The organism is Bacillus sp. FJAT-49736, assembly GCF_018343615.1.
Taxonomy (GTDB): domain Bacteria; phylum Bacillota; class Bacilli; order Bacillales; family Bacillaceae_C; genus Margalitia.
This window is the reverse complement of sequence record NZ_JAGYPI010000001.1, coordinates 1,912,304-1,934,447: the sequence shown is the minus strand read 5'-3', so window position 1 is coordinate 1,934,447 and position 22,144 is coordinate 1,912,304. Positions and strand designations below refer to the sequence as shown.

Sequence of the window (22,144 nt, the reverse complement as noted above, 5' to 3'; positions counted from 1 at the left end):
ATAGTAGTTAAGAGTACACATGGAAAGAGAAGAGTTGCCTTGGCTGGAAGCACTCTGCATGATGACTTAGCGAATGAACACTTTGTAGGTTTCTTCCTGAAAAAGTCGAATAGAAACGATATTTAGTAGGGCTAGAACGTAATACAGGCGTTAACTGTACTTAAGTGGAAGTGTAAGCTTCAATTAGGGTGGCACCACGGGAAACAAAACTCTCGTCCCTTGTTTTTTTAAACAAGGGATTGGGGGTTTTTTTATTTTTCGTTTCCTGCATAGTACATACTTAAAAAATTAAAGGAGGAAAAAATCAGTGGCCATTCAGATTCCAAGAGGAACGCAGGATATTTTACCCAGTCAAGTTGGAACATGGGAACTCATCGAAAACAAGGCGAAAGAAATTTGTCATAAATATCAATATAAAGAAATTCGAACTCCAATCTTCGAACATACGGAATTATTTCATAAAAGCGGAGAAACGACGGATATTGTTCAAAAGGAAATGTACTCCTTTAAGGACCGTGGCGATCGGGATTTAACGTTGCGACCGGAAGGAACTCCGGCAGTTGTTCGTTCCTATGTGGAAAATAAAATGTACGGAGATGCCAACCAACCTGTTAAATTATTTTATAATGGACCAATGTTTCGATATGAAAGACCGCAAGCAGGTAGATACCGTCAGTTTGTACAATTTGGGGTCGAAGCGTTAGGGAGTCAAGATCCTGCCATTGATGCAGAAGTTATTTCACTTGCAATGGAGGTCTATCAAAGTCTAGGCTTAAAACATTTGAAATTAGTTATTAATAGCCTAGGAGATAAAGAAAGCAGAATTGCCCATCGCGAAGCTTTAATTAAACACTTCAAACCAAAGATTCATGAGTTTTGTGGAGATTGTCAAAATCGTTTAGAAAAAAACCCTTTACGTATTTTGGATTGTAAAAAAGATCGAGATCATGAATTAATGAAATCTGCTCCTCCTATTTTTGAATTTTTCAATGAAGAATCCAAGCTATATTTTGATCAAGTTCTTGCATATTTAGATGCTCTTGGTATCGAGTATGTAGTGGATCCTACCTTAGTGAGAGGGCTAGATTATTATAATCACACAGCATTTGAAATTATGAGTAATGCAGAAGGATTCGGTGCCATTACTACTTTATGCGGTGGTGGACGTTATAACGGACTTGTTCAAGAAATGGGTGGTCCGGAAACCCCGGGAATCGGGTTTGCTCTAAGTATTGAACGATTAATTGCGGCATTGCACGCTGAAGGAATTGATCTCGAAACAGACACAAAAGTGGATTGCTATGTTGTCTCTTTAGGAGATGAAGCCAAAATTCCATCCATGGTCTTATTACAACAACTTAGAAAAGCTGGTTATACTGCCGATAAGGATTATCTTGATCGGAAAATGAAAGCACAGCTAAAGGCTGCGGACAGAATAAAGGCACAATTCGTGGCCATTTTGGGCGAGGATGAAATAAAAGCTAACAAAGTTGTGATGAAAAATATGGAGAATGGAGAACAAGTTGAACTTTCTATCTCCAACTTCATTTCAGAATTCAAAAAATTAGCTCGATAAGTCGATAAGGGAGGCAACAGTTATGTTTGGAAGAACCTATTACTGTGGAGAAGTAACGGAAAAAAATATTGGAGAAACAGTCACTTTAAAGGGCTGGGTGCAAAAAAGACGGGACTTAGGAGGACTTATTTTTATTGATTTGCGTGACCGTACAGGTTTGGTGCAAATTGTCTTTAATCCTGCAAATTCTCCGGAAGCACTAGCTGTTGCAGAAAAGATAAGAAGTGAATATGTTCTAGATGTACAAGGTGAAGTGGTCTCAAGAAGTGAAGGAACCATCAACGAAAATTTAAAAACGGGTAGAATTGAAGTTAAAGTGGAGAAGGTTTCTATTATTAATGAAGCAAAAACGCCTCCATTTATGATTGAAAACAATACAGATGTTTCCGAAGATTTACGTTTGAAATATCGATATTTAGATTTGAGAAGACCTGTGTTATTGGAAACTTTTAAAATGCGCCATAATGTTACGAAGTCCATTCGAAACTTTTTGGATGAAGAAGGCTTCTTAGATGTCGAAACACCCATTTTAACGAAGAGCACACCGGAAGGAGCTCGGGATTATTTAGTTCCTAGCCGTGTTCATCCAGGCGAGTTCTATGCATTGCCGCAATCACCACAAATTTTCAAGCAATTGTTAATGGTGGCAGGCTTCGATAAATATTATCAAATTGCAAGATGCTTTAGGGATGAGGATTTGCGTGCGGACCGTCAGCCGGAATTTACGCAAATCGATATTGAAACAAGCTTCTATAGCCAAGAAGACATTATGGCAATGACGGAGCGAATGATGTCACGTTTATTGAAAGAAGTTAAAGGTATCGAAATAAATACTCCTCTCCCACGATTAACCTATGACGAAGCTATGAGCCGCTTTGGTTCAGATAAGCCGGATACACGTTTTGGATTAGAATTAGTAGATGTTTCTGAGCTAGTGAAGGATTCAGGATTTAAGGTATTTTCCGGTGCTGTAGCAACTGGAGGTCAAGTAAAAGCTATTAATGTAAAAGGTGCTGCGGATAGTTATTCCAGAAAGGATATCGATGGTTTAACAGAATTTGTATCTGTATACGGCGCAAAAGGTTTAGCTTGGTTAAAGGTTGAAGAGGAAGGATTAAAAGGTCCTATTTCCAAATTCTTCTCAGACGAAGAGCAAATTCAGTTAGCAAAGCTGCTTGAAGCAGAAATAGGAGATTTATTATTATTTGTTGCCGATAAGAAATCGGTGGTTGCGGATGCTTTGGGCGCATTAAGATTAAAGCTTGGAAAAGATCTCAGTTTGATTGATCAGTCGAAATTTAATTTCCTATGGGTAACCGATTGGCCGCTCTTTGAATTTGACGAGGAAGAAGGCAGATATTATGCAGCCCATCATCCATTTACAATGCCAGTCAGAGATGAAATTGAAAAATTAGACACGGACCCGGGAAGCGTAAAAGCACAGGCATACGATTTAGTACTTAATGGTTATGAGCTTGGAGGAGGATCCTTACGTATTTTTGAACGTGATGTTCAAGAAAAAATGTTCCAAACTCTTGGTTTTACAAAGGAACAGGCAATAGAGCAATTTGGCTTCTTGCTGGAAGCATTTGAATATGGCACACCTCCACACGGTGGAATTGCACTTGGCTTAGACCGAATTGTTATGTTATTGGCAGGGCGTTCTAATTTACGTGATACAATTGCATTTCCGAAAACAGCAAGTGCCAGCTGTCTATTAACAGAAGCTCCGAGTGGTGTAAGCAACGAGCAGCTTGTGGAGTTAAGCTTGTCTTTAAATGTGAAAAAATAATGTGGAGATTTGTCGGATTTAGCAGAACATTTCCATCTTTAGTCACATTGAAAACGAAATAAAACCATGATATTCTATTTACAACAAGTTGAGTCCTGATGTGTACGTTAAGGTACCTATCGTTTTGACCGAACATTTCTAACTTCGGGAGTTCGGAGTTTCTAACTGGCATCCATGCCTTTCGTATAAGGACGGATAAAGGTTGGGATAGAACACCCACCTGCGGAGAGCGGGTTCAAAACAAAAGGCTTTTTTGCAAAACGGCATGATTGGGGCTCAACACCTATTAATGTCATTAACTCTCTAAAATGTAGAGAGTTTTTTGTTTTGGGTAAAATAATTGATATTGCAATTCAACTATGAATTGTTTATTCTTATTCAAGAAAGAAATAGATGTTTTGGACAGGCTCATTTCTTAAATTATGTTGTTTTTAGAAAAAACATTACTGAATAGATTAAGAATATTTTTTAAGAAAAGATGCCCAGACTCTAAATTTAAGATGTAAAACTATTTAAATGATAACAAGCTTTGGAGATGATACATATGCTTCACCAATTTTCACGTAACGAACTTGCAATAGGCAAAGAAGGTCTAGAGAAATTAAAAAATAGTACTGTTGCCATCCTTGGAATCGGCGGAGTTGGTTCCTTTGCAACGGAGGCACTTGCCAGAACCGGAGTTGGAAAACTAATTTTAGTCGACAAAGATGATGTGGATATAACAAATATAAACCGACAGCTCCCAGCACTTCTTTCCACGGTTGGGAAACCAAAAGCTGATTTAATGAAGGAAAGAATTAAGGATATTAATCCAGAGTGTGAAGTAATTGCATTAAAAATGTTCTATACAGAAGAAACATATGAGGAATTTTTTAGCTACGATTTGGATTTTGTTGTGGATGCTTCGGATACGATTGTCTACAAAATTCATTTAATGAAGGAATGTTTAAAAAGAAATATTCCGATTATTTCTAGTATGGGTGCTGCTAATAAAACAGATCCAACACGATTAAGAATTGATGATATTTCTAAAACTCATACGGATCCGATTGCTAAAGTAATCCGAACAAAGCTACGTAAGGAAGGAATTCGTAAAGGAATTCCAGTCGTTTTTTCAGATGAAAGTCCAATTGTTATTCGTGAGGACATCCGTAAAGTGGTTGGAAAAGAGGATGCACAGATTCGCAAGGCAAAAATGCCACCATCATCCAATGCATTTGTTCCTTCTACGGTGGGTTTGTTTATGGCTAGTTATGTAGTAAATTCAATATTGAAAGATATTGAAATCAAGCGAGTGAAAGATAAATAACATGATGGAATAAGCTGCTGATGAATGCAGCTTATTTTTTTTTGACTAAGGCACTTTTCTTAATCTTTGTTGCTTTTGGTCAAGGAACCCTTATATCCGTCGTTATTTTGGTAAAGAGTCCATATTTATCTTAAGAAAAGTAGTCCCAAACAATATCGATACTAGGGTAGACAACAATATATACGAAGATAACATTGAAAGTACCTATTGACTAATATCCTTGTATTAGTGTACTATTCAAATAGAACACTAATACAGACAGGATGGGATACAGGATGATACCATTTCAAGGATTGTTGAAAAAAGAATTTTATGTTACACGTCTTTCTTTTTTAACATGGGTCATATTCATGCTTATTGCGAATATAGCATCCTTCGTTATAGCAAATCGCATAGATGAACCACTGGTTCCAATCGGGTTTCAGATAGCAATTGCAGTATTTCATATTGGCTTAATGCCGATAATGCTTTTAACATCGTTGAAGCTAGAAGGGAAAACTCAATTGTGGCTGTATAACCCGCAGAGCAGTAAAACTTTGTTGCTCTCGAAAATAACGATGCTTGCAGCTTATCAATTAATTTCACAACTTATTCTTGTTCTCACTTCCCAAGTTGCATACAAATATGCAGTTTCTCAAGGTGTACAAATTGAACACTTTCCAATTTCCACAGTATTAGCCATTAATATTTCTTTATTGTTGATTGGATTGTATGCCTCACTCTGGATTATGTTTTATTGGTGTTTTTTTCACTCGCTAGGAAAATATCCAAGTATTAAGAAAGTTAGATGGTTATTCATCCTTATATTATTTTTCATCTTTAATGCCATTGAAACGGCCATAATGCAAATAGATTTTCTTAGAGATATCGTTACGAAATGGAAACTACCGATGTATATAAATCCAAGATTTCATTATGAAGTAACGTCTCATAAATGGAATATGCAATTTGATATGCAGCAAGTGGCTATCATTCCATTAATTATCTATGCTGTTATCGCAATTGCTCTCTATATTATTTCCAGCTGGTTATTGGATAAAAAAGTTGAGGTGTAGGGTATGACCGAAGAATTTCAAACATCTAAACCGATCTATATGCAAATTGCCGAAAGGATTTTTCAGCAAATTGTCAGAGGGGAAATGGTGTCAGGAGACAAATTGCCATCGGTAAGGGAAATGGCCATTCAAGCAGGAGTGAATCCAAATACAATCCAAAGAACTTATAGCGAGATGGAGAGGATGGGAATTGTGGAAACAAAAAGGGGTCAAGGGACATTTGTAACGGAAAATAAAGAAATATTAGCTGAATTGAAAATACGTTTGCAAACAGACATTATTCAGTCATTTGTTAGAAGCATGAAAGATATTGGTTTTTCAAAAAAAGAAATCGTTCAAGGCTTACAGAACTATTTAAGCGAGTGTGATGACCATGATTGAACTAAAAAATGTTTCTAAAAAATATGGTAAGGACTTTTCTCTAAAAAATGTGTCTATAACATTTGAACCTGGAAAAATATATGGATTGCTAGGTCCAAATGGAAGTGGAAAATCGACAACACTAAAAATGATTACCGGACTTGTATACCCTAATAGTGGCGAAATTCTCGTAAATGGCGAAAAAGTAAATAGGCAAATTTCCGCAAAAGTAGCATATTTAACAGAGCTGGATATGTTCTATGACCCATTTACCGTTCAGCATATGGTTGAATTTTATGCATCACAATTCTTCGACTTTGATACGGAAAAAGCCAATATTCTTCTAAAGGACTTGAATCTTGACCGAACAAAAAAGATAAAACAATTATCCAAAGGAAATCGAGGTCGTTTAAAGCTTGTTCTGGCCATATCAAGAAAAGCTCCCATTTTGCTTTTAGATGAACCATTTTCAGGCTTAGATCCGATGGTAAGGGATTCTATTGTCAAGAGTCTATTAAGATATATAGATTTCGAGGAACAAACTGTTATTGTCGCTACACATGAGATTGATGAAATAGAGCCATTACTAGATGAGGTAGTTGCTATCTATAATGGAAACTTTATTGGAAAACAAAACGTAGAAGACATACGGGAGGGATATGGGATTTCTGTTTTGCAATGGTTTAAAAAGATTATGGAAGAAAACGGAGTATATGGAGGAGAGAAGGAATGAAAACGGCAGTTGAACTAAAAAATGTCACCAAAATAATCAAAGGCAAAAAAATTATCGACAATCTAAGTTTCACGATAAATGAAGGAGAAGTATTCGGATTTTTAGGTCCAAATGGTGCTGGAAAAACTACGACTATCCGAATGATAGTGGGGTTAATGGGGATTACTTCAGGTGAAATAATGATCTGTGGGAATAGTATTACAAAGAATCATGATGAAGCCCTACGTTACGTTGGGGGAATTGTCGAAAATCCCGAAATGTATAAATTTTTAACAGGCTACCAAAACCTGATGCAGTATGCCCGTATGGTCAAGGGAATAACAAGGGAAAAAATAGATGAGGTTGTAAATTTAGTCGGCTTAACCGAACGTATACATGATAAAGTGAAAACTTATTCGTTAGGGATGCGTCAGCGCCTAGGACTAGCACAAAGCTTGCTTCATGATCCAAAGGTAATGATTCTAGACGAACCTACAAATGGGTTAGACCCTGCAGGAATTAGAGAGATTCGCGATCACTTGCGTATTCTTTCTAAGGAAAGAGGAATGGCGGTTATTGTGTCCAGTCACCTTTTATCGGAAATGGAAATGATGTGTGACCGGATTGCCATTATTCAAAAAGGAAAGCTGATAGATGTACAGCAAGTTCATGACTTTGTAAGCGGTGATATTCATAAGTACTTTATTGAACTTGATGTGGAAAAAATGGAGTCTGTTCAAAATCTAGCGAATTTTCCATTTGTTCCTTATGATAATGGTATTGAAGTAGAAGTGGAAAAAGAAAAGGTACCTGATGTCATTAAAGTATTAGTAGAGAACGGAATTCGTATTTACGAAGTGAAGGCTGTTTCAAAATCTTTGGAAGATCGATTCTTAGAAGTTACCGGCAAGGAGGAAGTTGCACATGCATAATCTTATTTATAATGAATGGGTGAAAATTTTTAAACGTGTTGGTACGTATGTGATGATTGGACTTATTATTGTTGGCGTCATTTTAATGGGTACCATACAAAAGGTTTATTTAGATAAAACAAATGAAAATAATACTAATTGGAAAACAGAAGTAAGTGCTCAAATAAAAAATGATGAAGAGAATTTAAAGCATACACCAAAAATAGCTCAGAATTTTACAAAACAACAAATAGAGGTAAATAAATATCGACTGGAACATAATATTCCACCAGAAACAGGTAGTTCTATGTATTCCTTTATTGATGATAGTTCCGGCCTTATTACCTTTGCAGGACTTTTCACCATCATAATTGCTGCGAGTATTGTCGCTAGTGAATTTGGTTGGGGAACGATTAAATTATTGTTAATACGACCAATAAAACGCTCGAAAATCCTTCTATCAAAGTATTTAACTGTCGTATTATTTGGTGTCCTAATAACTGCTATTCTATTTGGAAGTGCAGCTCTAATTGGAGTTATCTTATTTGGAACAGGTTCGGGAGAAAATATACACTTAGCCTATACAAACGGTCATGTAGTCGAACAAAGTATATTATTGTTTTTAGTAAAAAAATTCCTGTTATCATCCATTAATGTGTTGATGCTTGCAACGATGGCCTTTATGGTGTCGGCTGTCTTCCGTAACAGTTCTCTTGCAATTGGTATAGCTATTTTCTTATTAGTCATGGGGTCAAATGCTACAACCATACTTGCTGTTAAATTCGATTGGGTTAAATATATTTTATTTGCAAATACAGACTTAATGCGCTATGTGGATGGAGTTCCTCTTGTAGAAGGAATGACATTAGGATTTTCTATCACAATGCTCATAATCTATTTTGTTATCTTCCAGGTGCTTGCATTTACCGTATTTACGAAACGGGATGTAGCTGCATAATAACACGAAAAGGAACGGAAAAAAATTATTCCGTTCCTTTTTTTGCATTTTTTATTATCTTTTCATACACGCCTGCAAGAGCCTGTTCAAATTTGCCGGTTTTCTTTGGTTTATAATAAGTTTTTCCTTTTAAAGTGCTTGGTAGATACTGTTGGTTAACCCAGCCACTTTCATAATCGTGAGGGTATTTATATTCAAGGCCACGGCCAAGCTGTTTTGCACCTTGATAGTGTGCATCCTTCAGATGGATTGGTACATCTCCGCTTTTTCCAGCCCGGATGTCTGCGATCGCCTCATCAATAGCCATTATCGCTGAATTTGATTTAGGTGATAGACAAAGCTCAATTACTGCATTGGCTAAAGGTATTCTCGCCTCTGGGAATCCTATTTTTTCTGCTGTTTGAATAGCAGCTAGCGTTCTGGATCCAGCTTGCGGGCTAGCAAGGCCAATATCCTCATAGGCAATGACAAGCAAGCGGCGGCTAATGCTCGGAAGATCCCCTGCTTCTATCAGTCTTCCAAGATAATGAAGGGCAGCATTCACATCGCTTCCACGGATTGATTTCTGAAAGGCACTTAGAACATCATAGTGGCCATCTCCATCTTTATCGTGAGCAAAAGCCTTCTTTTGCAGACATTCTTCGGCGATCTCTACTGTAATTTGAATGGAACCTTCTCCATTCGGTGGTGTGGAAAGTACAGCAAGTTCCAATGCATTTAAGGCACTTCTTACGTCTCCATTACTGGCTTGCGCAAAATGCCCTAATGCGGCCTCTTCCATCACTACTTTATATTTACCTAATCCTCTTTCCTCATCAGAAAGGGCATTAATTAATACAGACATTAAATCTTCCGATGAAAGCGGAAATAGCTCGAAAATTTGGCATCTACTTCGAATCGCAGGATTAATGGCATGATATGGGTTGCTCGTTGTTGCCCCGATTAAAATAATCATCCCATTTTCCAAATAAGGCAGGAGGAAATCCTGCTTCGTTTTATCCAGACGATGGACTTCATCTAGCAATAAAATAACCTTACCGGACATTTTCGCTTCGGCTGCGACAATTTCCATATCTTTTTTATTATTTGTTACGGCATTTAATTTCCGAAATGCATATTTCGTGCTGCCAGCAATCGCACTTGCAATCGAGGTTTTTCCTATCCCTGGCGGACCATACAAAATCATGGACGATAATTGCTTAGCTGCCACCATTCTGTGAATTATTTTCCCATCTCCAACGAGATGCTTTTGACCGGCAACCTCTCCAATCGTCCTAGGTCTCATTCGATATGCTAATGGTTGATCATTCATTATTTCTCTCTCCAAAAGTATGATATTTGAAGTATAACATTTCAAAAGCCTTTAAATAAAGGTTGTTTTTGCAATGAATGTTGTTTTATCAATCAGATTTTATGATAATCTTCTGTCTAGAACATTTTAGATTAAGAGGGTTTTATTTGATTCCTTCAGAGTTATTGGAATTCGTTCTTAATTGGAATAGTTATGTCATTGGAATTCATCGAAGTTAATAGTGCCCGTTGCCGAGAGGAAAAAGGAGTATCGGTCACATTCCGCGATTTAAAGTGCCCGCTTCCGTGAAAAAATCGTGGTATCGTTCACAGTCATGGTAACAAAGCGTCTGCCGCCGAGAGAAAATCCACCAATTGCAACATAATGTAAATTTGCATTCGTGTGTGCTATAATGTCATAAGCTAATAATACTTTAACCACATGAATTGGGGAGTACAAATGAGGGACAAAGGCATATTAATGGTTCGATTTCTTATTTTTGTGATCGGATTACTTATCATGGCGTGCGGACTTGATTTAATGATTGTTGCTCATTTTGGAGCAACGCCATGGGATGTATTGCATGTGGGATTAAATCAACATTTTGGTTTAACAATTGGCAGATGGTCGATAATCGTCGGCTTTTTTGTTTTAGCGATTTCGTCCGTTTTAATGAGGAAATGGCCCAAACTAGGTGCTTATTTAAATATGCTTTTAGTCGGAATATTTATGGATATGCTTTTTCACTTACCGTTCATGATGATGCCTGTTTCAATTCTTGGAAAAATACTCATGTTTGTGGCGGGTGTTATTATTAATGGAATCGGAATGGGTGTATATATTTCTGCCCAGTTAGGTGCAGGCCCTAGAGATAGTTTTATGCTTGTATTTACAAAATTAACTGGTTGGAAGGTATCACATGTTAGACGTTTAATGGAAGTAATCGTGTTACTGATCGGTTGGTCATTAGGCGGCCCGGTTTATTGGGGAACAATCATTTTTAGTGTTTCGATTGGGACAATTGTTGGAATTGCTTTGCCAAAATGTCAGCTTCTAACGGATACCATTATCGAAAAGCTTAGAAACAAAAAATGGAATAAAGATATCAATAGAGGTGCTAGCTTATGAAAATATCTACAAAAGGACGATACGGATTAACCATTATGATTGAATTAGGCAAAAGATATGGGGAAGGTCCAATCTCCTTAAAAACAATAGCGCAAATCCATGACTTGTCGGAGCATTATTTGGAACAATTAATTGCTCCATTACGCAATGCGGGTTTAGTGAAAAGCATAAGAGGTGCGTACGGAGGTTATGTCTTAGCGGATGAGCCATCCCAAATTACGGCCGGCGACATTATCCGTGTGTTAGAGGGACCTATTAGTCCGGTGGAAGGAATTGAAGATGAAGAACCGGTAAAACGTTCTTTATGGATACGTATTCGTGATGCTGTTAAAAATGTTCTTGATAATACTACTTTAGAAGATTTAGCAAATTATAAAGATGATGGAGAAACTGACTCATACATGTTTTATATTTAATGTTTGTATTTAATTAGAGGTGATATAAATGGAACGGATATATTTGGATCATGCGGCGACATCGGCTGTACATCCAAAGGTTATTGATAGAATGGTTGGGGTGCTTCAGGATTCTTTTGGTAATCCTTCAAGTATACATGCTTATGGCCGCGAAGCTAGACATCTACTTGATGAAGCAAGAACCACAATTGCAGACAGCATCAGTGCTCACTTTAATGAAATAATTTTTACTAGCGGTGGAACCGAGGCTGATAATTATGCCATTATTGGAACAGCGGAAGCTAGACAACATCAAGGAAAACATATTATCACAAGTAACATCGAGCACCATGCCGTACTCCATGCATGTCAATATTTAGAAAAAAAAGGTTTTGAAATCACCTATTTAGATGTGGACCAAGATGGTAGGGTTAAGGTGGAAGATGTCCAAAATGCCCTTCGTGATGATACAATTCTTGTAACCATCATGTATGGAAATAATGAGGTTGGAAGTATCCAGCCGATTAAGGAAATCGGTGAATTGTTAAAGGAACACTCCGCTTATTTTCATACGGATGCAGTACAAGCGTACGGTGTTGTCAAACTAGATGTGAATGATTTAAATGTGGATATGCTGTCTGTATCTGCTCATAAAATAAATGGTCCAAAAGGTGTGGGCTTCTTGTATGCACGTAATGGAGTGAAAATTGCCCCGCGTGCCCACGGCGGAGAACAGGAATTAAAGAGAAGAGCTGGTACAGAAAATATTAGCTCGATTGCTGGATTCTCAGAGGCAGTGAAAATTGCCCAAGAAACAATGGAAGAAAAGCAAAAATTATATAGTAAATATAAAGAAACATTTTTAAATATATTAACAAATAATCAGGTACAGTATTCTGTTAACAGTACAATGGATTTTAGTTTGCCACATGTGTTAAATATTAGTTTTCCTGGTACGGACGTAGAATCCTTGCTTGTTAATTTAGATCTAGCTGGAATTGCAGCGTCGAGCGGTTCAGCGTGTACGGCTGGATCTATTGAACCTTCACATGTATTAGTTGCCATGTTTGGGAAGGATTCGGAACGCTTGCGGAACTCAGTAAGATTCAGCTTCGGAATTACAAATACGATGGAGCAAATTGAAGACGCAGCTGGGAAGATTGCAAGCATTGTACGCCGTTTTCAGGAATAAGAAAGTAGGAAAGTGAAATGGAAAAATTACCAAAAGATACAAGAGTAGTAGTCGGTATGTCAGGCGGAGTGGACTCATCTGTTGCTGCACTGCTTTTAAAACAACAAGGCTATGATGTCATCGGCATTTTTATGAAAAATTGGGATGATACAGACGAATTTGGAGTTTGTACAGCTACAGAAGATTACAATGATGTTATTAGAGTATGTAATCAAATCGGGATCCCTTATTATGCGGTGAATTTTGAAAAACAATATTGGGATAAGGTATTTACGTATTTCCTTGATGAATATAAAGCAGGCAGAACTCCAAATCCGGATGTCATGTGTAATAAAGAAATTAAATTCAAAGCGTTCCTTGAACATGCGATGAACCTCGGGGCTGATTACTTGGCTACTGGCCACTATGCCCAAGTAGCATTTCAAGATGGAGAATATAAAATGCTAAGAGGCTTAGATGAGAATAAAGATCAAACTTATTTCTTGAATCAATTACAACAGCATCAACTAGAAAAAGTAATGTTCCCGATAGGAAATATAAATAAGAAACGGGTAAGGGAAATTGCTTCAGAAGCGGGACTTGCTACTGCAACGAAAAAGGATAGTACTGGTATTTGTTTTATCGGGGAAAGAAACTTTAAAGAGTTTTTAAGCAATTATTTACCTGCTCAAAAAGGGAAAATGAAGACATTGAACGGTAAAGAAATGGGCACCCATGATGGTTTAATGTACTATACTATTGGACAAAGACACGGGCTTGGCATCGGCGGTTCAGGTGATCCTTGGTTTGTCGTTGGCAAGGATTTAAAAGAAAATGTACTGTTTGTAGAGCAAGGCTTTGATCATGTGTCATTGTATTCTGATTCAATCTCTGCTGTAAATGTAAGCTGGGTGTCCGATCGTGAGAAGACGGAAGTATTTAAGTGCACGGCAAAATTCCGTTATCGTCAACCAGATCATAAAGTAACGGTGCATCTGATGCCGAATAACGAAGTAAAGGTTATATTTGATGAACCTGTTCGTGCCGTAACACCTGGACAAGCTGTAGTTTTCTACAATGGCGAGGAATGTCTTGGTGGAGGAACGATTGACAAAATTTATAAAAACGAACAGCAATTACTTTATGTAGGATAGGTCTTTGTACCTGATTCGCGAGAAAAACCGTTAATTTCGCGAGAATAACATTCCTTTTCGATAGAATAGCACCTATTTTCGCTAGAATCGATTAGAAATTTACGAAATTAATATCTATTTTCGAATAATAGAGGTAGAAAGTTCAAAAAAAATGGCCGCCCGTGCTCTTTCTGAGTTCAGGCGGCCATTTTCTTCAACAATCATGTTATAATTTGGGTACAAATTATTTGAGTACGGAGTGTGAAAGAATGGATAAAAATAAATTAGGTATTGAGAGCTTACAAGCAGGAAAATATGAGGATGCTATTAAATACTTTAGTGAAGCAATAGATGAAAATCCCAAAGATCCAGTGGCATATATTAATTTCGGAAATGTTTTAACAGCGGTTGGGGAAAACGATAGAGCAATCAATTTTTACAATAAGGCAATCGAGCTTGATGAAAAAGCTTCGAGTGCTTATTATTGCTTAGGAAATTTATTTTTTAACTTGAGTCAATTCTCAGAAGCTGCAGGACAATTTGAAAAGGCAATTAGATTCGGTCTTCAGACAAATGATGTTTACTATATGTTGGGAATGTGCTTTGTTCATTTAGATAATGTACGTCTTGCTATTCCGTATCTTCAGAGAAGTGTTGAATTAGAAGAAGAAGATGTGGAAGCACGCTTTCAATATGGACTGGCACTAGCGAAATGTGAAATTTACGAGGAAGCAACAAAGCAATTTCAGGAAGTAATTAAAAAAGATTCGAATCATGCAGATGCTTATTATAATTTGGGTGTCGCTTATTTAGGAGTATACGACAAACCGGAGCTTGCCTTTGAATATTTTACGAAAGCATTGGATATCCAACCAGACCATATGTTAGCAGGATATGGCTTAAAAATGATTGAAAAAATGAAGGACCCGGAGTAAGGGGGGCTTTTTTTGGAACGGCAAAATTCCATGGACTTATTTGAAAATGAGGAAAAGTATATAAAAGGCCGTCATCTTGTCACGATTTTTCACAATGAACAAAATCTTTATTCTGTCATTCGCATTAGAGTAGACGAAACAAATGAGAATATGGAAGATAAAGAAGCTATTATTACTGGTTTTTTTCCAAAAATGCATGAGCAGGAAACCTATATTTTTTATGGTGGTTTCCAAGAGCACCCTAAATTTGGCCTTCAATTTAATGCGAAGCATTTCAAAAAGGAAATTCCACACACGAAGCAAGGGATTGTCGGCTACCTTTCCAGTGAGCTTTTTAACGGGATAGGCAAAAAAACGGCTGAACGTATCGTGGATGAATTAGGTGAAAATGCGATTAGCAAGATTTTAGAACAGCCATCCATACTGGATAAAATTCCAAAGCTTCCTCCAGAGAAAGCGAAGCTTTTGTATGACAAATTAATGGAACATCAGGGCTTGGAGCAGGTAATGATTGGACTGAATCAATATGGCTTTGGTCCGCAAATTTCCATGAAAATATATCAGTTTTATAAAGAACAAACCTTGGTAATACTCCAGCAAAATCCTTATCGTCTCGTGGAAGATATCGAGGGAATCGGTTTTGGAAGAGCGGACGAACTCGGTAAAGCGCTTGGGATAATAGGCAATCATCCTGACCGTATAAAGGCAGGAATTAAATACACTGTAGAAACAGAATGTCTGCAAAATGGACATGTATATATGGATGCAGAGGATTTACTTCCTCAGGTGAAAAAACTGCTGGAGGATCATCAATCCTTTGAGATTCCTTTTACCGAAATATCGGCCGAATTGATTAAAATGGAAGAAGAGAGCAAGCTCGTAATTGAAAATAAACGTATTTATCTGCCCTCCCTCTTTTTTTCAGAAAAAGGGATCGTGACCAATATTCAAAGAATCTTGGCTCAAGAAGAATATAAGGATCAATTTCCGGAGTCAGAATTTTTACTGGCGCTTGGAAAGCTCGAAGAACGAATTCGCGTCCAATATGCACCCTCTCAGAAAGAAGCAATTCAAACTGCATTAATGTCTCCTATGATGATTTTGACTGGTGGACCAGGCACTGGAAAAACAACCGTAATAAAAGGGATCGTGGAATTATACTCTGACTTGCATGGTTGTTCATTAAATCCAAAGGATTATAGTAAGGAGAATCCATTTCCTGTTATATTAGCGGCACCGACTGGGAGAGCGGCAAAGCGAATGAGCGAATCAACTGGGTTGCCAGCCATGACCATCCATCGCCTGTTAGGAATGACAGGACAGGAGGGAATGGATATTGATGACGATAAAATGATTGATGGAAAGCTGATCATCGTAGACGAAATGTCTATGGTTGACACATGGCTAGCTCACCAATTATTAAAGGCACTTCCGAATCAAATTCAGGTTATTTTTGTAGGAGATGAGGATCAACTTCCATCGGTCGGTCCAGGAGTTGTACTAAAGGATCTCTTACGCTCCCAAGTTATCCCAACAGTCAGATTGACGGATATATATAGGCAAGCAGATGGTTCCTCTATTATTGAGTTAGCGCATGAAATTAAAAATGGCCAAATGCCGCAAAATATACTGAAGCAATTTAATGATCGATCTTTTATTAGGTGTACTACTCAGCAAATACCGGAAGTGGTAGAAAAAGTTGTTTTAAGCGCGAAGAGAAAAGGATATTCCGCAAAGGATATTCAAATCTTAGCACCAATGTACCGAGGACCTGCTGGGATTGACCGTTTAAACGCGATGCTTCAGGAAATATTAAATCCAAAAGAAGATGGGAAGCGAAAAGAGCTTCAGTTCGGGGATGTGAAATATCGGATAGGAGACAAGGTGCTTCAGCTTGTAAATCAGCCGGAACATCATGTTTTTAATGGAGATATCGGAGAAATTATCTCGATTTTTTATGCGAAAGAAAATACAGAAAAGCAGGATATGATTATTATTTCCTTTGATGGTATTGAGGTAACGTATACTAGACAGGATTTTAATCAATTCACCCATGCATTTTGCTGTTCTATCCATAAGTCACAGGGAAGCGAATTTCCAATTGTGATTTTGCCTGTTGTCAAAAGCTATTATCGAATGCTTCGCAGAAATTTACTTTATACAGCGATTACTAGGAGCAAGCACTTCCTAATTTTATGCGGAGAAGAAGAAGCATTTCGATTAGGTGTGGAACGGGAAGATGATGGTCAAAGGAAAACAACCCTGTATGAGAAACTGCAATTGCTCAAGAACGTTTATCCTTCTCAGGAATACGAAAAAGAAACAATGCCGGTTCTATTAACAGAGGAAACCATTTTATCGATTGATCCAATGATTGGAATGGAAAACGTTACACCTTATGATTTCATGGCATAAGACAGAGAATATAAATGTTCGAAAAAGGTGGGGATGCTTTTTGCGAACATATTCTCTTTTGAAAGATATACCTGTTTATACGGATAAAGGGAGTTTAGTGGGTGAAGTATGCGATATATGCATTGCAAAGGATGGCAATGTGAAGAGTTTGTTAGTAAAAGGAAAAGGTCTTTTTAACAAGCTTTACAGTTTGCCGATTGACCAAGTGAAAACTTATGGGCAAAATGCGATTGTCATCCAAGAAAGTACCCCTCTAGCAAAGTATAAAGAGGCGGAGGATGAGCATACAATGTGTCATTTTCGGCCAATTTCCAAAGCATATGCCATATCTGGATGCGGAGAGGAATTGGGGTTACTGGAAGATGTATATTTCCATGAGGAAGTGGGCACAATCATAGGATACGAGCTAACGGATGGTTTTTTTTCCGACTTGAAGGAAGGAAGGCGAGTCATTCATTCCGTTCATCCACCTAAGTTTGGAAAGGATGCCATCATCGTGAATGTAAATCAATTACGAGGTGGAGAAAGAACCTATGATGAAGTGCCCGAATTGCCAAAGTAAAGACCTTGGGAAAATTGGAATTAACCAATATTATTGCTGGAATTGCTTTATTGAATTATCCGTATCTAAAGAGATGATTTATACTCATCAGGTAGAGGAGGATGGATCATTAAGCTCTTTAGACGATTTATTTGATGAAGAAACAAGAAAACTAAGCTAATGGAAAGGGTGCATAGTTTTGAATAAAACGATTGTTTCCTTGCTAGGCTTTGGTGCAGGAATAGCAGCTGCCACCTATTCACAGCGTCAAGGGTTTAATGGAAAGCAAATGAAAAGAATGGCTAAACGCATGCGAAAAGCATTCAGATAATTAGTTAAGCTGTCTCACTTTGAGGCAGCTTTTCTTATATTTCAATGGATTAAATAAAGAGGACTAACTAATACTAAAAAAAGGAGTGATAGACGTGATGCAGCCTCGCAGGAAATGGCTTTATGTACTTGGAATTGTTTTGGTAATTTTTATTGCTTTATATATTTTGTTATTGTTAAAACCAATATGGGCACCAATTTTAAAAATACTGCTTATGTCCTTTATTCCTTTTTTTATTGGCGGTTTTATTACCTATTTACTGCATCCGCTGGTAGAGCGTTTACATCAACGTGGACTTCACCGAGGAATTGCAATCATGATCATTTATTTAGTATTTTTCGGAAGCATTTGCTACGGGATATATTTGGGAGTTCCTTTATTAATTGAACAACTGAAAGATCTTTCAGATCATTTGCCCGAATTTGCTGCTCAATATCGAAATTGGGTAGAGGACTTACGCCATTCTACATCAAGATGGCCAGACGGTATTCAAGATCAAATGGATAAGCGAATTGACAGCTTTGAAATTTTGTTGAATCAATACTTGGCGAAAGTAATAAGTTCCATTATGAAGTTATTGAATTTTATTTTTGTCCTTGCTATTATACCGTTTATATCCTTTTACTTGTTAAAGGACATGGAAACCATAAAAAAAACAGCTTGGTATTTCACTCCAAAAAAATGGAGAAAACAAGCCAAATCTTTTTTGAAAGATGTTGATGAATCCATTGGGGGTTATATAAGAGGACAGTTGCTTGTGTGCTTTTTAATCGGAGTTATTTCTACGATTGCATTTTGGCTATTGAATATAAAGTATCCAATCTTGTTAGGACTAATAATCGGGATAACTAATGTTATTCCTTATTTTGGCCCAATAATTGGTGCTATTCCGGCTGCGGTTATTGCAGTTACCATTTCAGCTAAACATCTTTTATATGTATTAGTTATTATGTTTATATTGCAATTTATAGAAGGAAATATATTATCTCCTCTCATTGTTGGGAAATCTTTGCACTTACATCCTATTTTTATTATTTTCGCATTAATATTGGGGGAAGAAATTGGTGGTATACTCGGTTTAATCCTCGCTGTTCCTGTATTGGCTATTGTAAAAGTAGCGATTATCCATGCAAAACAACATTTTATTACAAATCGTTCATCGAATCATTGACAAATGGGGAACACTTTTTTTATAATTCCACTATATATATTTAACAATAGGTAAAAAATCATGGAAAGATCGAGTATGTTATAGACCATCTTTGCAGAGAGGAATTCCCGCGGCTGAGAGGAATTCTAGATGAAGGATAACAGAACGCTAATCTGGAGTGCAGGCCTAAATCCTGCCGTTTTGCCACGTTACAGGCACCCAAGAGTTAGATGGATATTTTTTCTGTCTAAAATCAGGGTGGTACCGCGAGTAAATCTCTCGTCCCTGTTTACCAGGGATGGGGGATTTTTTTATTTTTTTAATTTGTTAAGGAGGGTATAACATGAAGAAATTATCTGGTGCTCAAATTCGTCAAATGTTCTTGGATTTTTTCCAGGAAAAAGGTCATAAGGTTGAGCCTAGTGCATCGCTAATTCCGCATGATGATCCGTCATTACTTTGGATAAACAGCGGGGTTGCGACATTAAAAAAATATTTTGATGGACGCGTGATTCCTGACAATCCAAGAATTGTTAATGCTCAAAAATCGATTCGTACAAATGATATTGAAAATGTCGGTAAAACTGCACGCCACCATACTTTTTTCGAAATGATGGGGAACTTCTCCATTGGTGATTATTTTAAAGAAGAAGCAATTACTTGGGCATGGGAATTCTTAACTAGTCCTGACTGGATTGGATTTGATCCTGAGAAGTTATCGGTAACCATTCATCCAGAAGATGAAGAAGCATTTGAATTATGGAACAAAAAGATTGGTATTCCGGAAGAAAGAATTATTCGCTTAGAAGAGAACTTTTGGGATATCGGTGAGGGACCAAGCGGGCCGAACACAGAGATTTTCTATGACCGGGGACCTGAATATGGAGACGATGAAAATGATCCTGAGTTATATCCAGGAGGAGAAAATGAGCGTTATTTAGAAGTTTGGAACCTTGTATTCTCCCAATTTAATCATAATCCTGACGGAACCTATACTCCGCTGCCTAAAAAGAATATTGATACAGGTATGGGATTAGAAAGAATGGCGTCTGTTGTTCAAGGGGTTCCAACCAATTTTGATACTGATTTATTTATGCCAATTATTAAAGAAACAGAACAAATTTCCGGCGAGTCATATGGCAAAGAAAAATCCTTGGATACAGCCTTTAAAGTTATTGCAGACCATATTCGTACCGTCTCCTTTGCAGTAAGTGATGGTGCTCTTCCATCCAACGAGGGACGTGGTTATGTATTGCGCCGCTTGCTTCGCAGAGCAGTAAGATATGCTAAGACTATCAATATTGAAGAGCCATTTATGTATAAATTGGTTCCGGTTGTAGCGGAAATCATGGTTGATTATTATCCTCAAGTAAAGGAAAAAATAGATTTTATTCAAAAAGTCGTTAAAAATGAAGAGGAACGTTTCCATGAAACGCTTCATGAAGGATTAGCCATTTTAGCTACTGTCATGAAAAAGGCGAAAGAAGAAGGTAAAGATACCATCGCAGGCTCTGATGTGTTCCGTTTATATGACACCTACGGCTTCCCGGTGGAGCTTACGGAAGAATATGCAGAAGAAGAAGGTCTGAAGGTAGATCATGCCGGCTTTGAAGTGGAAATGGAAAATCAGCGTGAAAGAGCAAGAAAAGCGCGTCAAGATGTCGGTTCTATGCAGATTCAGGGTGGTATTCTTGGAGACATTAAAGTAGAAAGCTCATTTGTAGGTTATGAAACTTTAGAAACAACTGCAAAAGTAGCCGTGATTGTTAAAGATGGTGAGCTTGTTTCCGAAGCTGGAGCTGGGGAAGAGATCCAATTTATCTTGGATCAAACACCTTTCTATGCAGAAAGCGGCGGTCAGGTAGCTGATGCTGGAACCTTGACGGCGGATGGATTGATAGTATCTATAAAGGATGTTCAAAAGGCTCCAAACGGCCAAAATCTGCACAGAGCTATCATTGAACAAGGAATATTGGAGCAGAATCAATCGGTACTGGCAAAAGTGAATCGCAATAGTAGAAATAAAATAATTAAGAACCATTCAGCAACCCACTTGCTTCACCAAGCTTTAAAGGATGTCTTAGGTACTCATGTAAACCAAGCGGGTTCCTTAGTTGAACCAAGCAGACTACGGTTTGACTTTTCTCACTTTGGACAAATAACTCCGGAAGAATTAATAAAAATCGAGGAAATAGTAAACGAAAAAATATGGTCTAGTTTGGAAGTAAACATTTCTTTAAAGAATATTGAAGAAGCAAAATCAATGGGAGCTATGGCTTTATTCGGAGAAAAATATGGAGAAATTGTCCGAGTAGTAAAGATGGGGGATTACAGCCTAGAACTTTGCGGTGGATGCCATGTTCCAAATACCTCTACCATCGGTCTATTTAAAATTGTATCGGAAAGCGGTATTGGCGCAGGAACACGACGTATTGAAGCTGTAACCGGTGAGGCAGCATATCATTTAATGAATGATCAGATCGGGCGATTGAATCAAGCGGCTGACAAATTAAAATCCAATCCAAAGGATATTTTAACAAGAATTGAGAGTCTTCAATCGGAAATGAAAGAGCTTCAAAGGGAAAATGAATCCCTTTCAGCAAAGCTTTCCAATATTGAAGCTGGAAGTCTTTCTGAATCCGCGAAAGATGTTGAAGGTATTAAGGTGATTGTAAGTAAGGTACAGGCAAATGATGCAAATAATCTTCGAAATATGATCGATGATTTGAAAGAAAAGCTCGGATCAGGTATTGTTGTTCTTGGAACTGTGCAAGATGATAAGGTGAATATTATTGCAGGTGTAACAAAGGATCTTGTAGAAAAAGGATACCATGCAGGCAAGCTAGTCAAAGAGGTTGCATCTCGTTGCGGCGGAGGCGGCGGGGGTCGACCGGACTTAGCACAAGCTGGCGGAAAAGATCCCGAAAAACTAGATTCTGCACTACAATATGTAGAAGAATGGATAAAATCCATTTGAAACG

Annotated in this window: 20 protein-coding genes, 1 other RNA gene and 2 other annotated features (1 of these 23 only partly in view); of the genes, 20 read left to right on the top strand and 1 reads right to left on the bottom strand. The window is 37.6% G+C overall.

Going from position 1 to position 22,144, the window contains the following annotated elements:
• Window positions 1-223, top strand: a binding site (T-box leader) (it extends 19 nt beyond the left edge of the window).
• An 84-nt stretch (window positions 224-307) separates the two neighbouring features.
• From hisS to KHA87_RS10165, 9 genes are all read left to right on the top strand, one after another.
• Complete coding sequence (gene hisS, locus KHA87_RS10205; RefSeq protein ID WP_213093948.1) at window positions 308-1,576, top strand: histidine--tRNA ligase; 1,269 nt, start codon at window positions 308-310, stop codon at window positions 1,574-1,576.
• Between the two features lie 22 nt (window positions 1,577-1,598).
• The gene (gene aspS / locus KHA87_RS10200; RefSeq protein ID WP_213093947.1) at window positions 1,599-3,368 is read left to right on the top strand and encodes an aspartate--tRNA ligase; all 1,770 of its coding nucleotides are present in this window, start codon (window positions 1,599-1,601) and stop codon (window positions 3,366-3,368) included.
• A gap of 89 nt (window positions 3,369-3,457) precedes the next feature.
• Window positions 3,458-3,648, top strand: a non-coding RNA gene (gene ssrS, locus KHA87_RS10195) — 6S RNA.
• A gap of 264 nt (window positions 3,649-3,912) precedes the next feature.
• Window positions 3,913-4,677: a tRNA threonylcarbamoyladenosine dehydratase gene (locus KHA87_RS10190; protein ID WP_213093946.1), complete on the top strand. Its 765-nt coding sequence runs from the start codon at window positions 3,913-3,915 to the stop codon at window positions 4,675-4,677.
• Window positions 4,678-4,952: 275 nt separating this feature from the next.
• Window positions 4,953-5,732 (top strand): hypothetical protein, encoded by a 780-nt coding sequence (locus KHA87_RS10185; RefSeq protein ID WP_213093945.1) that lies wholly within the window; start codon window positions 4,953-4,955, stop codon window positions 5,730-5,732.
• Between the two features lie 3 nt (window positions 5,733-5,735).
• Window positions 5,736-6,113 (top strand): GntR family transcriptional regulator, encoded by a 378-nt coding sequence (locus tag KHA87_RS10180; RefSeq protein ID WP_213093944.1) that lies wholly within the window; start codon window positions 5,736-5,738, stop codon window positions 6,111-6,113.
• Complete coding sequence (locus tag KHA87_RS10175; RefSeq protein ID WP_249310253.1) at window positions 6,106-6,825, top strand: ABC transporter ATP-binding protein; 720 nt, start codon at window positions 6,106-6,108, stop codon at window positions 6,823-6,825. The genes KHA87_RS10180 and KHA87_RS10175 overlap by 8 nt, the downstream gene beginning before the upstream one ends.
• Window positions 6,822-7,736: an ABC transporter ATP-binding protein gene (locus KHA87_RS10170; RefSeq protein ID WP_213093942.1), complete on the top strand. Its 915-nt coding sequence runs from the start codon at window positions 6,822-6,824 to the stop codon at window positions 7,734-7,736. The genes KHA87_RS10175 and KHA87_RS10170 overlap by 4 nt, the downstream gene beginning before the upstream one ends.
• A complete protein-coding gene (locus tag KHA87_RS10165; RefSeq protein WP_213093941.1) occupies window positions 7,729-8,673 on the top strand; it encodes an ABC transporter permease in 945 nt (314 codons plus the stop codon). Before KHA87_RS10170 ends, KHA87_RS10165 begins: the two co-directional genes overlap by 8 nt.
• Window positions 8,674-8,698: 25 nt before the next feature.
• Here the strand turns inward: KHA87_RS10165 and KHA87_RS10160 are convergent, their stop codons facing one another.
• Window positions 8,699-9,985, bottom strand: a complete 1,287-nt coding sequence (locus KHA87_RS10160) for a replication-associated recombination protein A (protein WP_213093940.1) — start codon at window positions 9,983-9,985, stop codon at window positions 8,699-8,701.
• A 438-nt stretch (window positions 9,986-10,423) separates the two neighbouring features.
• Here KHA87_RS10160 and KHA87_RS10155 point away from each other — a divergent pair, with 438 nt between their 5' ends.
• From KHA87_RS10155 to alaS, 11 genes are all read left to right on the top strand, one after another.
• Window positions 10,424-11,092 (top strand): YczE/YyaS/YitT family protein, encoded by a 669-nt coding sequence (locus tag KHA87_RS10155; RefSeq protein WP_213093939.1) that lies wholly within the window; start codon window positions 10,424-10,426, stop codon window positions 11,090-11,092.
• The gene (gene cymR, locus KHA87_RS10150) at window positions 11,089-11,508 is read left to right on the top strand and encodes a cysteine metabolism transcriptional regulator CymR (RefSeq protein WP_213093938.1); all 420 of its coding nucleotides are present in this window, start codon (window positions 11,089-11,091) and stop codon (window positions 11,506-11,508) included. Before KHA87_RS10155 ends, cymR begins: the two co-directional genes overlap by 4 nt.
• Window positions 11,509-11,536: 28 nt before the next feature.
• Window positions 11,537-12,679, top strand: a complete 1,143-nt coding sequence (locus KHA87_RS10145) for a cysteine desulfurase family protein (protein ID WP_213093937.1) — start codon at window positions 11,537-11,539, stop codon at window positions 12,677-12,679.
• A gap of 17 nt (window positions 12,680-12,696) precedes the next feature.
• On the top strand, window positions 12,697-13,812 hold the full coding sequence (gene mnmA, locus KHA87_RS10140; protein ID WP_213093936.1) for a tRNA 2-thiouridine(34) synthase MnmA: 1,116 nt from the start codon (window positions 12,697-12,699) through the stop codon (window positions 13,810-13,812).
• A gap of 248 nt (window positions 13,813-14,060) precedes the next feature.
• Window positions 14,061-14,726 (top strand): tetratricopeptide repeat protein, encoded by a 666-nt coding sequence (locus KHA87_RS10135; protein WP_213093935.1) that lies wholly within the window; start codon window positions 14,061-14,063, stop codon window positions 14,724-14,726.
• 12 nt (window positions 14,727-14,738) lie between these two features.
• Entirely contained in the window at window positions 14,739-17,141 is a 2,403-nt protein-coding gene (recD2, locus tag KHA87_RS10130; RefSeq protein ID WP_213093934.1) for an SF1B family DNA helicase RecD2, read from the top strand.
• Between the two features lie 40 nt (window positions 17,142-17,181).
• Window positions 17,182-17,703, top strand: coding sequence for a PRC-barrel domain-containing protein (locus tag KHA87_RS10125; RefSeq protein ID WP_213093933.1), 522 nt, complete (start codon window positions 17,182-17,184; stop codon window positions 17,701-17,703).
• Entirely contained in the window at window positions 17,675-17,863 is a 189-nt protein-coding gene (locus tag KHA87_RS10120; protein WP_213093932.1) for a hypothetical protein, read from the top strand. The genes KHA87_RS10125 and KHA87_RS10120 overlap by 29 nt, the downstream gene beginning before the upstream one ends.
• Before the next feature lie 18 nt (window positions 17,864-17,881).
• Entirely contained in the window at window positions 17,882-18,013 is a 132-nt protein-coding gene (locus KHA87_RS10115) for a YrzQ family protein (protein WP_213093931.1), read from the top strand.
• Between the two features lie 94 nt (window positions 18,014-18,107).
• The gene (locus KHA87_RS10110) at window positions 18,108-19,184 is read left to right on the top strand and encodes an AI-2E family transporter (protein WP_481748343.1); all 1,077 of its coding nucleotides are present in this window, start codon (window positions 18,108-18,110) and stop codon (window positions 19,182-19,184) included.
• A 52-nt stretch (window positions 19,185-19,236) separates the two neighbouring features.
• Window positions 19,237-19,453: a binding site (T-box leader), on the top strand.
• 53 nt (window positions 19,454-19,506) lie between these two features.
• On the top strand, window positions 19,507-22,140 hold the full coding sequence (alaS, locus tag KHA87_RS10105) for an alanine--tRNA ligase (RefSeq protein WP_213093930.1): 2,634 nt from the start codon (window positions 19,507-19,509) through the stop codon (window positions 22,138-22,140).
• Window positions 22,141-22,144 lie beyond the last annotated feature (4 nt).

Coding starts and splice junctions, on each gene's coding strand:
- aspS (WP_213093947.1), top strand. CDS start 1,599: ATGTTTGGAAGAACCTATTACTGTGGAGAAGTAACGGAAAAAAATATT.
- KHA87_RS10190 (WP_213093946.1), top strand. CDS start 3,913: ATGCTTCACCAATTTTCACGTAACGAACTTGCAATAGGCAAAGAAGGT.
- KHA87_RS10185 (WP_213093945.1), top strand. CDS start 4,953: ATGATACCATTTCAAGGATTGTTGAAAAAAGAATTTTATGTTACACGT.
- KHA87_RS10180 (WP_213093944.1), top strand. CDS start 5,736: ATGACCGAAGAATTTCAAACATCTAAACCGATCTATATGCAAATTGCC.
- KHA87_RS10175 (WP_249310253.1), top strand. CDS start 6,106: ATGATTGAACTAAAAAATGTTTCTAAAAAATATGGTAAGGACTTTTCT.
- KHA87_RS10170 (WP_213093942.1), top strand. CDS start 6,822: ATGAAAACGGCAGTTGAACTAAAAAATGTCACCAAAATAATCAAAGGC.
- KHA87_RS10165 (WP_213093941.1), top strand. CDS start 7,729: ATGCATAATCTTATTTATAATGAATGGGTGAAAATTTTTAAACGTGTT.
- KHA87_RS10160 (WP_213093940.1), bottom strand. CDS start 9,985: ATGAATGATCAACCATTAGCATATCGAATGAGACCTAGGACGATTGGA.
- KHA87_RS10155 (WP_213093939.1), top strand. CDS start 10,424: ATGAGGGACAAAGGCATATTAATGGTTCGATTTCTTATTTTTGTGATC.
- cymR (WP_213093938.1), top strand. CDS start 11,089: ATGAAAATATCTACAAAAGGACGATACGGATTAACCATTATGATTGAA.
- KHA87_RS10145 (WP_213093937.1), top strand. CDS start 11,537: ATGGAACGGATATATTTGGATCATGCGGCGACATCGGCTGTACATCCA.
- mnmA (WP_213093936.1), top strand. CDS start 12,697: ATGGAAAAATTACCAAAAGATACAAGAGTAGTAGTCGGTATGTCAGGC.
- KHA87_RS10135 (WP_213093935.1), top strand. CDS start 14,061: ATGGATAAAAATAAATTAGGTATTGAGAGCTTACAAGCAGGAAAATAT.
- KHA87_RS10120 (WP_213093932.1), top strand. CDS start 17,675: ATGATGAAGTGCCCGAATTGCCAAAGTAAAGACCTTGGGAAAATTGGA.
- alaS (WP_213093930.1), top strand. CDS start 19,507: ATGAAGAAATTATCTGGTGCTCAAATTCGTCAAATGTTCTTGGATTTT.